Annotated in this window: 9 protein-coding genes; 4 read left to right on the top strand and 5 right to left on the bottom strand. The window is 41.7% G+C overall.

Features of this window, described 5'->3' with window-relative positions:
- Positions 1-54 precede the first annotated feature (54 nt).
- Positions 55-6,546, top strand: a complete 6,492-nt coding sequence (locus AC6H0V_RS16600; protein WP_497561320.1) for a DUF8696 domain-containing protein — start codon at positions 55-57, stop codon at positions 6,544-6,546.
- Positions 6,543-7,574, top strand: a complete 1,032-nt coding sequence (locus AC6H0V_RS16595) for a PorP/SprF family type IX secretion system membrane protein (RefSeq protein ID WP_497561319.1) — start codon at positions 6,543-6,545, stop codon at positions 7,572-7,574. The genes AC6H0V_RS16600 and AC6H0V_RS16595 overlap by 4 nt, the downstream gene beginning before the upstream one ends.
- A 70-nt stretch (positions 7,575-7,644) precedes the next feature.
- Here the strand turns inward: AC6H0V_RS16595 and AC6H0V_RS16590 are convergent, their stop codons facing one another.
- Complete coding sequence (locus AC6H0V_RS16590; protein WP_497561318.1) at positions 7,645-8,544, bottom strand: HEPN domain-containing protein; 900 nt, start codon at positions 8,542-8,544, stop codon at positions 7,645-7,647.
- Positions 8,545-8,561: 17 nt separating this feature from the next.
- Positions 8,562-9,401 (bottom strand): hypothetical protein, encoded by an 840-nt coding sequence (locus AC6H0V_RS16585; protein ID WP_497561317.1) that lies wholly within the window; start codon positions 9,399-9,401, stop codon positions 8,562-8,564.
- A gap of 162 nt (positions 9,402-9,563) precedes the next feature.
- Here AC6H0V_RS16585 and AC6H0V_RS16580 point away from each other — a divergent pair, with 162 nt between their 5' ends.
- The gene (locus AC6H0V_RS16580; protein WP_497561316.1) at positions 9,564-10,007 is read left to right on the top strand and encodes a helix-turn-helix domain-containing protein; all 444 of its coding nucleotides are present in this window, start codon (positions 9,564-9,566) and stop codon (positions 10,005-10,007) included.
- Between the two features lie 133 nt (positions 10,008-10,140).
- On the opposite strand, the gene AC6H0V_RS16575 is transcribed toward AC6H0V_RS16580, so the two are convergent.
- Positions 10,141-11,538, bottom strand: coding sequence for an alpha-L-fucosidase (locus tag AC6H0V_RS16575; protein WP_497561315.1), 1,398 nt, complete (start codon positions 11,536-11,538; stop codon positions 10,141-10,143).
- Between the two features lie 29 nt (positions 11,539-11,567).
- A complete protein-coding gene (locus AC6H0V_RS16570) occupies positions 11,568-12,530 on the bottom strand; it encodes a TonB family protein (RefSeq protein ID WP_497561314.1) in 963 nt (320 codons plus the stop codon).
- Between the two features lie 86 nt (positions 12,531-12,616).
- On the opposite strand from AC6H0V_RS16570, the gene AC6H0V_RS16565 reads away from it, so the two are divergent.
- Entirely contained in the window at positions 12,617-14,044 is a 1,428-nt protein-coding gene (locus tag AC6H0V_RS16565; protein ID WP_497563389.1) for an L-serine ammonia-lyase, read from the top strand.
- 188 nt (positions 14,045-14,232) lie between these two features.
- Here AC6H0V_RS16565 and AC6H0V_RS16560 read toward each other — a convergent pair whose 3' ends face one another.
- Positions 14,233-15,147 carry an AEC family transporter gene (locus AC6H0V_RS16560; RefSeq protein WP_497561313.1) on the bottom strand — a complete coding sequence of 305 codons (915 nt, stop codon included), beginning with the start codon at positions 15,145-15,147 and terminating at the stop codon, positions 14,233-14,235.
- Positions 15,148-15,170 lie beyond the last annotated feature (23 nt).

Genomic DNA, 15,170 nt, shown 5'->3' with positions numbered 1-15,170 from the left:
AATTGTTATTAATTTTTAATTAATATATTTACGATACCCTATCTGTTATCTATCGTGAAATTTATACGTCTCTTGTTCTTGACGATATGTTGTGCGTTTGCATTTTCAGCATCTGCGCAGTTAACCGGTGTTACGGTAGATCCGGGTCCTTATACCCCAGAAAGTACAATTGCAGCAACATTCGATATCGATCCTGCAACTTGCATTAGGCCAGGAAATGTTTTTCAACTCTATCTTTCAGACGCATCAGGGAGTTTTGGAAGTGAAGTCTTGATAGGTACCTATAGTGGTTTTTATAGCACTTTTGTGAATGGAAAAATACCAGCTGGCACAGCACCAGGTACGGGCTATAAAGTTAGGATTAAATCAACTTCCCCCCCTGGTATCGTATCAGTAGAATCCAACATTTTCGAAATTAAAGCGGGAGCAATTGTAGAAGCCAAGATAGTAAGCAACAGACCGATCGCAGGAAATACAGAAGCTTTTGGGTTTTGCAGTGGGGCACAATCAGGACCTGCTGCAGACATCGTTTTAACTAACGGCTCTACAGCAACAGGAACCGTAAATGCTACCCTTACAAATGAGTTGGATCAAAGTTCTTCTGCACTTTCTATAGCTCCACAAGTTACATTTAATCCGCAAAAAACCCATTATACCATGTTTGTTAAAGTGGTTATGCCAGACGGAACTGTAGCAACAAAAGCGTATTTTATTATCAACAACGAAACCATTACGGCTTTTTCTACTAATGGGAACAATGTAGTTTGCTTACCAGGAGCGCTAACCTATTTAATCGATGTTAATGGCACCAATGGAATCCGAAAAAATTTCCCGGGCAACACTTATCGGATAGATTGGGGCGATAATGCTACCGATACGTACACATTTTGTGATCTACAGGGTGGCACTGTGCAGCATCAGTATACAAATACATCTTGCGGACAAACGTTTACCTCTGGTAGCACAACAATATATAATGCTTTTGGAATAAACATTCAAATGGTGAGCGCTTTCGCTTCTTGTGGGAATATAGGAACTGCTGTTTCTACAACCGCAAAAGTAGTAAGAATCACCCAAACCCTATTTTCAGGCCCGACCCCTTCGGTGGGATGTACAAATACAAACATAACTTTCATCAACAACTCTGTTCTTGGAGATGACCCCAATAATACCGGCCCATCGTGCAGGCCAGATAATGCTACTTTTAACTGGTATGTAGATGGAGCTTTAATTCCGGCCTACGCAGGTGTACCCCGTGCAACTAATTTTGTATACCGATTTCTTACCAATGGCGTCCATACCGTAAAACTTGAGGCCATTAGTTCTACACCTTGTCAAAGCCCTGTAGCTACGCAACAGATCTGCATCCAAAATCCCCCTGTTCCCTCGTTTACAGTACCAGCTCTAGTTTGCACAGGCACGCCAGTTACACCAGATGCTACAGCGACTGTAGTTGATATTAACTGCAACAACAATGTAACCTATACCTGGTCTATCTCACCAACGACAGGAGTTACGCCCGCGACCCCTATAGTTACCACTTCGGCAACTCCTCCAACTTATAATTTTACCCAAATAGGGATTTATACCATCAGCTTACAAATTACAACTCCAACGTGTGGTGCTTCAGCAACGGTTACCAGAACAGTAACGGTAAATGCAAGTCCACAGGCCATACTTTCACCAGACTTTGAAGTATGTGTTTTAAATACCTACAACTTCGACGCAGCAAATGGTCCAACCCAATCAATTATAGCTGGAACAACAACCACGCTTGCAGACACTTATTTATGGACGGTAACCGGTGGTCCGTTTGCTTTTGTGGGCGGAACGACGGCGGCTTCTAGATATCCATCCATTAGGTTTGACAGTTTTGCTGAATATACCGTTAAGGTAACTCACCATAATAATTGTGGAGATGCTAGCGATACACAAGTGATCACCTTTACTGCTGCTCCCGTAGTAAACGCAGGAACATATAGTGCCGTGTGTTACGATGCAGCAAACATTCCGTTAGCAGGGTCAATTACGGGTAATACCGCAGACGTTACTGGTTTAACCTGGAGCAGTACAGGTGGGGGAACCTTTAGTCCAAATGCAAACACATTGACGGCAACTTATACGCCTTCTCAAGCCGAGCGAAATGCTAGACTGATCAATTTAACATTAACCGTGTCTACGAACTTGCCAGGCATGTGTAGCTCAGTTTCCTCAACAGCAACGATCGCAATAAAAGACCCGGTAACCGTTACTAGTGCAAATAATAAATCCATTTGTACAGGTACGGCTGTAAACTATACTCCCACATCCGCTACTGCGGGAGCAACGTTTGCGTGGACGGCTACCGGATCTTCAAATGCTAGTGGTTATTCAGGCACCGGCTCAGGCCCCATAACTGATGTATTAACAAACAGCGACCCCCTTACCAATGCTACCGTAACTTATACCATAACTCCAACTGGAAATGGTTGTACGGGTAATCCTTTCATATTAACCGTTAGTGTTCTTCCACCTACTGCAGGTGGTACAACTGCTGGAAGCGCATCGGTATGCGCGGGCACTAATTCTGGTCAGGTCACCTTGACTGGCCAGCTGGGAACCATTTTAAGATGGGAACGCTCAACAGATGGCGGGGCAACGTGGCAAACGATCACCAACACCACTGCAACGCTCAATTACAGCAATTTAACAGTTACCACACAGTTCCGTGCCGTTGTAAGGAATGGGAGCTGTGCAGAGGCTAATTCGACCGTTTCAACAATTACTGTAAATCCACTGGTGGTACAGGCAAATGCTGGACCAAACCAGACGCTGTGTAACGCAACATCGGTTACCCTAACTGGAAATGTTCCTGCACCGGGTACCGGCTTATGGACCTTAACTTCTGCCCAATCAGGTGTTACTTTTAGTGATGCCACAGCTGCCACTACCACAGCTAACGGATTGGTAGCTGGCCAAACCTATACTTTCCGTTATACGATAACAGGAGCGCCACCTTGCCCGCCAACTTTTGATGAGGTAGATATCATCATTGACCAGCCCTCAAATGGCGGAACAGCGGCAGGAAGCACCACGGTATGCGCGGGCACCAATTCTGGTCAGATCACATTGAGCGGCCAGTTGGGATCCATTTTAAGATGGGAACGCTCAACAGATGGCGGGGCAACGTGGCAAACGATCACCAACACCACTCCAACGCTCAATTATAGCAACTTAACGGTTACCACACAGTTCCGTGCCGTGGTAAGGAATGGAAGCTGTGCGGAGGCTAATTCAACCGTTTCAACAATTACTGTAAATCCACTGGTGGTACAGGCAAATGCTGGACCAAACCAGACGCTGTGTAACGCAACATCGGTTACCCTAACGGGAAATGCTCCTGCACCCGGTACGGGCTTATGGACCTTAACTTCTGCCCAGTCAGGTGTTACTTTTAGTGATGCCACTGCCGCCACTACCACAGCTAGCGGGCTGGTAGCTGGTCAAACCTATACTTTCCGTTATACGATAACCGGATCAGCCCCTTGCCCACCAACATTTGACGAGGTGGATATCATAATTGACCAGCCCTCAAATGGCGGAACAGCGGCAGGAAGCACCACGGTATGCGCAGGAAATAACAGCGGTCAGATCACATTGAGCGGTCAGGTGGGAACTATCCTACGGTGGGAGAGCTCAACAGATGGATTTGTTACGATTACTACCATAGCATCTTCAACCCCTAGCATTCCCTATCTCAACCTCAACACCACCACGCAATACCGGGCAGTAGTCCAGAATGGAAGTTGTAGTTCGGCACTTTCTACTGTCGCTGTAGTTACTGTTAATCAGGGCGCAGTTGTAGCCAATGCAGGACCCGACCAATCACTTTGCAACACCCTTACTACAACTCTAGCGGGTAACTCTCCCGGATCAAATACAGGTTTATGGACAATAATTTCGGGGCCGTCTGGCGCGATTATTACCAATCCAACACAATTTAATACCACTGTTACTGGTTTGATAGGCGGAGGCACCTATATTTTTAGATGGACAATCTCTGGTTTGGCACCATGCCCTGCAACAAGCGACGAGGTGAATGTCGTGAATTTAGCAGCTCTTACCAATAATGTTATTTCTACGCCAATCACCACAAACTGTACAGGTCAGGTGATCACGTTAACAGGTACTACTCCAATTGGTGGAGATGGCACCTATACTTACGTATGGGAAAGTAGCCCTACCGGAAATGCACCATGGACTGTAATAAACGGGCAAACCAACCGGGATCTAAATGTTACTGTAACAGCTCGCTTGTCTTACAGAAGAACCGTAAATAGTGGTGTATGTTCAACCATAAGTAATGTGTTAACTATTGTTGCCCTTCCGCCAATTGCAAATAACACGATCGCTGCAGATCAAACTGTTTGCTCGGGAACTTCACCAGCTGCAATTGTTGGGTCGCAGCCAACTGGCGGAGATGGTACCAACTATACCTATGGTTGGGAACAGAGCACGGATGGAATTTCATGGGTTTTTGTGCCGGGTGCAACTGGAAGAAATTATTCGCCATCTGTACTTACTCAAACTACTTTTTTCCGAAGGTTGGTAAGTAGCGCCGCCTGTACAGGTGCGCAACAGAGCATTAGCAACCAAGTTAAGATTACTGTTAATCCGAATGCAAGGGCCGAATTTACGTATACAAATGATGTTGATTGTGTGCCTTTCGTTATTACCGCAAGTAATATTAAAGCCGTACCGTATCCCGACAGGAACAATACTTATACCTGGTTTGCAAATAACGTTCAGATAGGAACAGGGATTACCTTTCCAGGATATACCATTGCCACTGATAACACAACAGTAGACATTAAATTAGTAGTTACCAGTAGTCTTGGATGCCTACCTAATGAGTTTACCCATCAGTTTAGCACCCGGCAGACTATTGCCGCATCGTTCACCCAAAATACGACAAGTGGATGCGGACCATTGACCGTTAATTTCAACAACACCTCTACAACATTAACGGGGGTAACTTTCGAATGGCTTGTGGATGGGGTAGTGGTATCTACAGCCGCACAAATTGGTTCGTATCAGTTTCTCGAAGATCCTTTGGGTGCCGACAAAATCTATAACGTAATGTTAAGGGTTACTACTAACTGCGGCTCTAATGATTCCCCGATTACACAAATTACTGTTAAATCTGTCCCTCGGCCAGGTTTAACTCCGGATAAAACATTTGGCTGTTCCCCATTCGATGTAAATTTTACCAATACTTCTCCTGGAAAAGGTAACAACACCTACCTCATAGACTTTGGAGATGGCACTACTCCGAGCACATGGGCCTTCGGAATGCCAATTACCCATCGTTATCTAAACACTACGGCAGAACCATTGGAGTTTACGGTAAAAATGACCGCAACTAACGAATGTGGATCAGTTGAGGTTACAGTTGGGATTATTAGAGTACTTCCAAATACAGTGAATGCGCAGTTTTTTGTAGATGGCAATTCGTTAAGGGTTTGCGTAGGCCAAGATGTAGTGTTTAAAAATAACAGTACCGGGGCTACATTGTACGAATATGATTTTAAAGATGGCACTACCTTCTCAGTAAGGAAAACCGGATTTGACACGCAAGTGCATCGCTTTGCCGCCCCTGGAACCTATGTTGTACAATTGAGAGCAAGCAACGAATGTCCTTCTTTCGATATTAAGACTGTAAGTATTGAGGTACAAGATACTCCAGTAGCTGATTTTACCGCTGATTTAATTGCAGGATGCGATGGCTTTACGGTTAAATTTACCAATAACACCGTAGGGGGCAATACTTATATTTGGGATTTTGGCGATGGAAGTCCAACGTCTAATGAAATTAACCCTTCACATATCTATACTGGAACCGCAAGATTATTTAAGGTTACTTTAACGGCAATGAATACCCTAGGCTGTAGCAATACAAAAGAGAAGCCCGATTATATTAGCATTATTGGTCCTCCGAGTGCTGCTTTTGCTGTATCCCCTGCTGTAGTAATTAGCATCCCTGATTATACGTTTAGATTTACCAACGAGAGTACCAATAATCCTTTAACTTATAGGTGGACTTTTGGAGATGGCGATATGTCTACTCAAAAAGACCCAACGCACACCTATGCAGATACTGGAAGGTATTTGGTTACGTTAAGAGCCTATAACCAACAGGGCTGTGTTGATAGTGTTCAAAAATACGTACAGATTATCGGTGTTCCAGGCTACGCCTTTGTGCCAAACTCATTTATTCCCGGTTCAACAAGTATAGTCTTGCAGAAATTTACGGCTCTAGGCTCAGGCATGAAATCGTGGAAAATGACCATCTTTAATAAATGGGGCCAGGTACTTTGGGAAACCACAAAATTAGACGATGGCAAACCAGTAGAGGGCTGGGATGGCACATTTAATGGTGTGCCCCAACCGCAGGGGATTTATTTCTGGAAAATTGATGTAGAGTTCATAAATGGTTCGGAATGGAAAGGGATGAGCTTTGGCAATGGCCCTCCAAAGCGAACAGGAGAAATTTATTTAATAAGATGATGAAAAGGATTTATTTGGGAATTGTAGGAGTGTTTTTGAGCTTCGGCATTTTGGATGCGAGCGCACAAGACCATTTATATTCTCAGTTTTTTAATGCACCAATCTATTTAAACCCATCTTTAACCGGGCAGTTTGAAGGTGATTTAAGATTAAATATGATTTATCGCAATCAATGGAGCGCTCTGGGAGGCGATCTGTCTTACATAAATGCATCTGTGGATGTTGCGATACCACAATTATCTGGAGGTATTGGTCTCTCTTTTAACAGAAGTAGTGAAGGAACAGCATACCTAACCAAAAACAATATTGCCGCAACCTATTCTTACAGCGTGGGCGGTGATGATTTTCTGGCTTCATTTGGCCTACAAGCAGGGTTTACCAATCGCTCTATAGACTGGAGCAAATTGGTGTTTGGCGATCAAATAGATAGGAGATTGGGTTATATCGAAGGTAGTGTTTCTTCAGCCCAGCTACCAGAAGTAGATAACACCTTTTTCTTCGACCCCGCTGCCGGTGTTAATTTTGTATACCGAAATGCAATGGTGGGTACGGCACTTTATCATATCAATAGACCAGATGAATCTTTTAGTGGTACACAATCGAGATTACCCATGCGCTTTACCATCAATGCCAGTTTAAAAATGGCGCTCGGCTATAATTACAATTATATGGAAGATGAAGGGGCTTTTCTCATCCCTTCTGTAGTGTATTACAAGCAGGGAAACGTAAGTTCGATGAGTGCGGGAGCCCAATTTAAATACAAAGGGTTTAATACTGGTGTTTGGTACCGAACCAATGCAAACGGAGGCTCAGACGCGATCGTTATTTCCTTGATCTTCGACTTCTTTTTAAAACGTAGGGACACCGAAAAAATACGGCTTGGTCTTAGTCATGACGCCACTACCTCCCGACTAAATTATACCAATACGAGCGGCACAACCGAAGCTAGTTTGGGCTATGAAAAATATTGGGCTAACAGTACCCGAACCAAAAAGTACAATGGTTTGAGGTGCTCAAGTTTTTACTAGGATTTATAAGATGATAGAATTTTAGGATTGTATGCCAAAGTATAGTTGGGATAGCAGGCTCTTAAGGAGATCAACTGTCAAATAACACATATCCTATAGTTCGGGTCTTTTCCAATAACATTTGCATCCTCTCGATCAAAAACCCTACGGTTTCTTGGTCTATGCAATAATTCAATTCATAACGGGATTGGATGTAGGCATCCTCTAACAATTGAAGATAATATAATTCTTCTTCTTCCATTTCAGAAAAAGTACCAATAATCGCCGGGGCGAATCGTTTTACATGCTTCCTTAAAATGGCAGGCGAATGGCACTTCAAATCTTTCCCCCTAAATACATTTAATAAACAGCGATAGGTAAGTTCGCAAGCCTGATGAAGCATAAACATCGTCATTTCGAACATGCTTTTTTCAAAATAAAAGGTTGCTCCATCAAAAAAATTCGAAGCCTTCTGTAAACCTGCATTATATAATAAAGCAGATTCTTCCTTCATTATCGCGATGCTTTCTTCATTTGGAGGGCAAAAAACCTCTTCTGAGTTTTTAAGGTAAATCAGATTTTCTGCCACACAGGCAGAAGTATAAAACAAATGCCCTTTACTTAACTGTGCATTTAATAAACCGTAGTTATGGATAGTACACGTACCCTCAACACCTAGCATAGATAATTCGATAATACGTTCAAACTCGGAATAGGGCTTAGTACACTTTTTTTCCAATACTATGATCAAGTCGATCTCTTTCTTCTTCTTACTCAAATTGTAGATCATCCCGATTGGAATAGCTTGCTTAATTAAGTTCACAAGGCCTTCCATCGAAACCAGTGTGTACTCACAAAAAGCAGCCATGTGGCTGATTTCAAATGGAGGATAAAGCTGGTCAAAATGCTCCAACATAGTACCAAGAAAAGAGGGAATTTGATGTCCATATGCCGCCTGATCAACAGGCGGCATTAAAAGTAGGTTTTCCATAGAAAGCTTGATTAACGTTACATAAATTTGGCGTCTATTTCTTTTCCTTGTATATCATCCAAAAATGAGGTTAACCAGTAAAAATCAGATAGCAGTTCTTCAAAATCTATGGGAAGGCCATCTATGTTATAAAACAGATAGTCAATCAACATTTTTCTTAGACCACTATTTAATCGATTAGGTGGCACTACATTCAAAAATTGTCTAAAACTTGATAGCGCCTCATCGGCTATTGCTTCTTCTTCGTGCAATTTCAAATTATTATCCACTTCATTTCCAATTGGGGTTTCTGGCGTAAAATCTACAGTATTAACATGCCGATGATAAATTAACCAAGTGCACTCTATTAATCTTCGTAAATTCCTATAAACCCTGTCAACTTGCATAAGATCGGCAATGGATACATTAGGGCTCATACCAATGTTTAGCCATTCATAAAGCTGATGGTGATAATCGTTAATTGAAAAGGCCGAAAAAGAATTCTGCAGACCTACATACGGGTCAATCAGCTCTGCTGTACTTAAATGCTTCGCATAAAAATTTACCGATAAGCTTTCATGGTTTAGATACCTTTCTTGTGCTTTGTCCGACAGATTTTTTATTGGATTAATTTGCTCGTCAGGTTGCTGCTCCAATAGATAGGCAGCATTGATCATATTACAAATCATTTTATGTTCAAAAATCGGACTACTAAGGGTATCTATTTCAAAATAAGCATTTGTTTCAACTACGTTTCGCCATAGCTTCAGGTATTTTAGGTGTGCTCGCAGATCCTTGTAATCAAAAAATGATCTCAGGGTTTCAATCGGATTTTCTATCCGATCGTAAATAAAACTTGACAGGCAAATTTTGTCCATCAAATTTGAGGTAGGTACGTTAATCATAAATTAAAAATTGAGGTAGGTGAATGTGTATTTCCAACGGAGATTGAAACACAAAATCAAACAAATCCGGTTTTTGTTTGGCTTTGCCATTTTTTAATTACATTTAGAAATACAGAACAATTGTATACACAATAGATGAGCAAATCAAAGGATAATATTAACATTTTACACAATTCAGGTGGAAAACCAGATAAGTCATTGATTTTAAATAGAATAAAATCACATTATAAATTAAAAAAGAAAGCTGATTTGGCAAGATTCCTAGGAATTGAAAGCAATACATTGTCTAATTGGTACACAAGAAACATTATAAATTTCGATTTAATACTCACCAAATGCGACGAACTTAATCCTAATTGGCTTCTGAATGGCACCGGAAATCCTACCAAAAACTACATTAACCTAGAAGAAACCGGACCCTTAACAGCCGAAGATGCAGAGCAAGATTATGGCCTAAACGCTAGGCAACAGGAAGAAATTGAACGCTTAAAAGAAGTGATCATTGCCCAAGAAAAAACGATAGCTGCGCAGGCTAAAACTATAGAGGTGATGGGGTTATTGATTGATAGGAAAGATTAAATAGCATACTCCACAGATGCACAGATTTCTATTTTTTCACCACCTTAGGCACCTAAGTTAGTTAATTCATCACGCGCTAAGGTTTCTAAGGTGCCTAAGGTGGTGAGGATCAATAAAGTTATTCTGCAGCTGATCAAAACTTAAACACCAATGCATGCTTCAACGCCTTCGCTCCTGCTGGAGGAACAATCTCCAAATCACCCCCCATCTTTCTCCATTTAACAGCACCTTTTATTCCTAACAAGATGATTTCCTTTGGTAGTTTTGGTGCCGATTTAATTGTGATTGTTTTGGGCAAGACTTCATTTTCATCTATCAAATACAGCGCATATACATTTCCATCCTTCCCTTGGGTAAAGCAAACATTCCCTGTTTTATAAGGTGCTATAGGATGGGATGCGTAAATGGCGGTGTTATTAAGATCCATCCATTGGCCTATTTCTGTTAACCGATGTATTGCGGCCTGTGGAAAAGTGCCGTCAGGTTTAGGACCAATATCCAACAGGAAATTTCCACCTTTCGCCACAATTTCAACCAATAAATGGACAAGGGTGTTGGTGCTTTTATACGTATCATTTGGCACATATCCCCATGCGTTTCCCATGGTCATGCAGGTTTCCCAAGGATAGTCTAGAGGTTTTTCGGGGATTTTTTGTTCTGGGGTTTGATAGTTTTCGTATTCGCCATGAACCGTTCTATCAACCATAATTAAACCGGGTTGTTTTGACCTTGCCATTTTGGCGATACCCGGCATGTCTATGTCTTGGTCCCATGCCGGGATGGGGGCTCCCCAAGAGATTACTTCAGCGTTAACTGTTGTCTTTGGCCTAACCCAACCTCCGTCGAGCCATAAAATATCAATTTTACCGTAGTTGGTCATCAGCTCTGCTAGTTGATTATGCGTAAACTGCTTAAAAGCGTTCCAGCGTTCGGGGTGCAACCTGATATCATAATTGTTATTCCGATCGGGCGTAGCATATCGTGGCCACCAATAATTTTCGTTGTGCCAATCGGGCTTAGAAAAATAGGCGCCAATCATAAAGCCCTCACTTCTGAAAGCTGTAAAAACCTCTTTTGTAATATTGGCCTTTGGGTTAGTGGCAAAGGGAACGTCTTTCCCGGTAACCTTATAATCGCTTTGCTGGGTATCAAACATAGCAAAACCATCATGGTGTTTAGTGGTAAAAACTACATATTGCATCCCGGCCTTCTTCGCATAGCTTGCCCATACCGTAGGGTTGAAATTTATGGGATTAAACTGCTTATTAAGATCGAAATACCATTTTTTGTATTCTTCATAGTTCTGGGTACTATCTCTGGGGATCCATGACGCATCTTCAGAATTGATACTCCATGATTCTACAATACCCGGAATACTATAAAGGCCCCAATGCATAAAGAGACCAAATTTTTTCTCGCTCCAACGGTTTAAATTGGCTACAACCTTTGCATCGGCAGGTGCCTGATAAGTTTGAGACATGCCATAAAATGAAGCAAACGAAAGAAAAAAGAGTAGGATCGCTCTCGGCATCACGTATTTTTAGTGAACATTATTTGTTGTTAGTAATTTGTTTTAAAGGATACCTTTTGTGTAAACTTTACTCTTACAGGAACTCCTCTTAGTTTGCCAGGCGTCCATTTTGGCGCACTCCCTATCATCCTTTTTGCTTCTTCATCTAGAATGGGATGTACAGATTTATCTATTTTGATTTCAGAAATGCTTCCATCTTTTTCAATAGTAAAACTTGTATAAACTGTTCCGGTGATGTCGTTCTGAAATGCCTGTACAGGATACTTTGTATTCCTAGCTACAAAATCTAGCCAATCAGCTGGTCCACGTTTAAATACTGGCGGTTGTTCAATTTCTGTATAAGTATATTTCTGGCCGTCTACAATAGTCTCACCTGAAATGAATTTACCCATTGCAAACGTATCAATATATTCTTTTTTGTCGCCAACATATTGTCCCTTCCATAACCCATCCTTAAAACCATCTTTGTAATCTCCTTCTTCGATCAATTGTGATTTCCCAACCATAGATTTTTCTATCCAATGCCCGTTACCCTCCTTCACCATCACGTTACCTAAAGAATCAGCCAGATAAATTACTTTTTCTTTATCGCTCTTTAATTTTTCAGAGGTATAAATAGCCTGTTTTTTCATCTTACCATTAGTATAGTAATAATAGGCTGCACCACTTCTTGCGCCATTTTTATAATTGACGGCACTCGTCTTTACTCCATTGCGATCATAGGAAATCACATTCCCCTCAAAAACCAAATAGGGGTCAAATGACGAAACTTTGCCGAGTTTTTTCCTCTTATCGTCCATGTAAAATTCATACAGTACAAAATTGGTTTCACCAGAATCAGGTTCCTGTATAATCCGAATAAATTCAGCGCTATCTTTGGTCTTCGCTATTAGCCCTTTTTTATCTATTAGGTAGATATTTTGTTTCTTTTTTTGGGCATTTACCGTAAAAAATGCAAACAATAACACTGTTAACACGATGCTCTTCTTCATAAATTTTATTTATATTAAATATAGTTGATTATCGAATATCTGAAAGACTTTATATTAGTTAGATGAAAACTATTGTAAATTTGTACATGCCAAATGAACAAATTTCGGTTTTTGATATTTTTAAGATAGGGATAGGTCCCTCGAGTTCCCATACCTTGGGGCCATGGAGGGCTGCCCAACAGTTTACCGCATCCTTACAAAAACAAGATCTATTAGCCGAAGTAGTACAGGTTAAAATTTTGTTGTATGGTTCATTGGCAAAAACCGGGAGAGGTCATGGTACAGACATTGCCATTTTACTAGGTTTGGCAGGGGGAGATCCAGTAACGTTTGATGTTAATGCTATCGACAGTACCGTAGAAGAAATAAAGCAAACCCAAGAGTTAAATATAGGTGGCGCCCATAAAATTAACTTTTCATATAACGACGACCTCATCTTCCTATTTACCGAAAGCCTACCCTTCCACCCCAATGCGGTTACGTTTCAGGCATTTTTAGCTAGCGGAAAAGCTTTTTCAGCAACATATTACTCTATTGGAGGAGGTTTTGTGGTAAAAGATGGCGAAAATGGGAGCGAAAAAGAGCAGGTAGACCTTCCCTTTCCAGTAGAAAAAGCGAGCGAGCTGTTGCATTGGTGCCTATCCACGGGACTTAAAGTAAGTGAGGTAGTGATGGAAAATGAAGCTTCATGGCGGCCAGAAGCTGACACCAAGAAAGGAATTTTACAGCATTTCCAAGTGATCAAGGAATGTATTTACCGCGGCTGCCATACCGGAGGTTTTTTACCCGGCGGATTGGATGTGGCGCGAAGAGCTTCGAAATTAAATGAACGTTTAATAAATGGCCAAGCCTATACCGATTACGATTCGTGGCTTATTGCGATCAGAAATGGCGGCATGGGCTTTAATTATATTTTGGATTGGGTAAGCTGTTTCGCTTTAGCAGTAAATGAAGAAAATGCAGCTTTCGGGCGAGTGGTTACCGCACCTACAAACGGTGCAGCGGGGGTAATTCCGGCAGTACTTCAATATTTCATCGCCTTTTGTGATGGCTATAGCGATGAAAAGATTATACAATTTATTGCCTGTGCCTCAGAAGTAGGCAGCATTTTTAAGAAGGGTGCTACAATTTCTGCCGCAATGGGCGGATGTCAGGCCGAAATTGGCGTATCGTCTGCCATGGCTGCTGCAGCATTAACCGAGGTATTGGGTGGCTCGCAACGGCAGGTGTTGATGGCAGCAGAAATTGCAATGGAACATCACTTGGGCCTAACATGTGATCCGATAGGCGGTTTGGTACAGATTCCCTGCATCGAGCGCAATACAATGGGTGCCATTAAGGCCATAACCGCAAGTCAATTGGCGTTACAAAGCAATCCCGACAAGGCCAAGGTAAGTTTGGATGCCGTAGTAAACACCATGTGGGAAACCGCGTTGGATATGAACTCTAAATACAAAGAAACATCTGATGGTGGTTTGGCCACGAATATCCCGTTGAGCTTGCCAGAGTGCTAGGCGTAGTGAGATATGCGTATTGCGTAGTGAGACAAGATGCAAATAGTGTAACGACCGAACGAATTTTACAAAATTTGTTCCCTTAAGCGCACCGAAAAATCTTATTATCATCGTGTGTAGGTGGTAAATTGATTTGCGATCTGCCTCTGCTCCTTGTCTCAATACGCACTACGCTATACACAATACGATTAAAAGAAACCCGAATACTCCAAAACCACCCACCAAATCCCCGTGGTAATAAATGATAGTGCAATCCCAACTCCTACTATTAGATTAGAAAGTTTTGGGTTAAGGTTGTACTGATCTGCTACAATACCGGCAGTTACTAAGGTAGGCATGGCTGCTTCAAATATGGCGATTTTAGGGATCGTCCCTTTTTGTCCGAAAGCGATAGCAAAAATGGAAACGATTAACGGAGCCAACATTAACTTATAGATCAAAGCAAAGCTGATGTGTTTCACTTCGCTTAGCCATCCCCCAAATCTCAGTTGCAATCCGACAGAAAAGAGTGCCAGTGGCCCTACAGTAGATGCCAATTTATCAAATAGGATAGTTAAAGGCGACATATCAATATAATGGGGCAGTGTTAATGCCAAAACAAAACCCCAGATTGGGGGGAAGCTAACCACTTTCTTAATTAGTGTAGTTGGATTTAAGATATGGTTCTGGGATGATCTAATGGCTACAGTAATACCAATAGTAGATAATAGTGCAAAAGTAATCTGATCGCAGATAATGGCAATACCGATTTCCTTTTCACTAAAATAAGCGGTAATCAGGGCAAAGCCAACAAAGGATGTATTGCTTAGTAATCCGGTTAGTTTTAATCCGCCCAGCGTTGCCTTGCTAATCTTAGGATCTCTAGCGGCATAAATGGTAAAGTATACCCATCCAAAAACCCAAATGATAATCGGCGCGAAAATAGGCAGCAATAAATTGGAGGTAAATTCAATGTGGGGAAGATATTTAAAAGAAACTGCTGGCAGTGCAATGTTGATAATCCACGTATTAATGCCTTTATGTGCATCCTTTGGTAACGACCCAGACTTTCGGAAAAATATACCTGCAGTAATGCAGATTAGGATAAGCAAAAAATTGGACATCGCATTTTTTTAAGCAAATATAA

The organism is Pedobacter sp. NO84 (genome assembly GCF_059703915.1).
The sequence above is the reverse complement of the archived record's forward strand: the minus strand, read 5'-3'. Positions and strand labels throughout refer to the sequence as shown.

Coding starts and splice junctions, on each gene's coding strand:
- AC6H0V_RS16595 (WP_497561319.1), top strand. CDS start 6,543: ATGATGAAAAGGATTTATTTGGGAATTGTAGGAGTGTTTTTGAGCTTC.
- AC6H0V_RS16575 (WP_497561315.1), bottom strand. CDS start 11,538: ATGCCGAGAGCGATCCTACTCTTTTTTCTTTCGTTTGCTTCATTTTAT.
- AC6H0V_RS16590 (WP_497561318.1), bottom strand. CDS start 8,544: ATGGAAAACCTACTTTTAATGCCGCCTGTTGATCAGGCGGCATATGGA.
- AC6H0V_RS16570 (WP_497561314.1), bottom strand. CDS start 12,530: ATGAAGAAGAGCATCGTGTTAACAGTGTTATTGTTTGCATTTTTTACG.
- AC6H0V_RS16560 (WP_497561313.1), bottom strand. CDS start 15,147: ATGTCCAATTTTTTGCTTATCCTAATCTGCATTACTGCAGGTATATTT.
- AC6H0V_RS16585 (WP_497561317.1), bottom strand. CDS start 9,401: ATGGACAAAATTTGCCTGTCAAGTTTTATTTACGATCGGATAGAAAAT.
- AC6H0V_RS16565 (WP_497563389.1), top strand. CDS start 12,617: ATGCCAAATGAACAAATTTCGGTTTTTGATATTTTTAAGATAGGGATA.
- AC6H0V_RS16580 (WP_497561316.1), top strand. CDS start 9,564: ATGAGCAAATCAAAGGATAATATTAACATTTTACACAATTCAGGTGGA.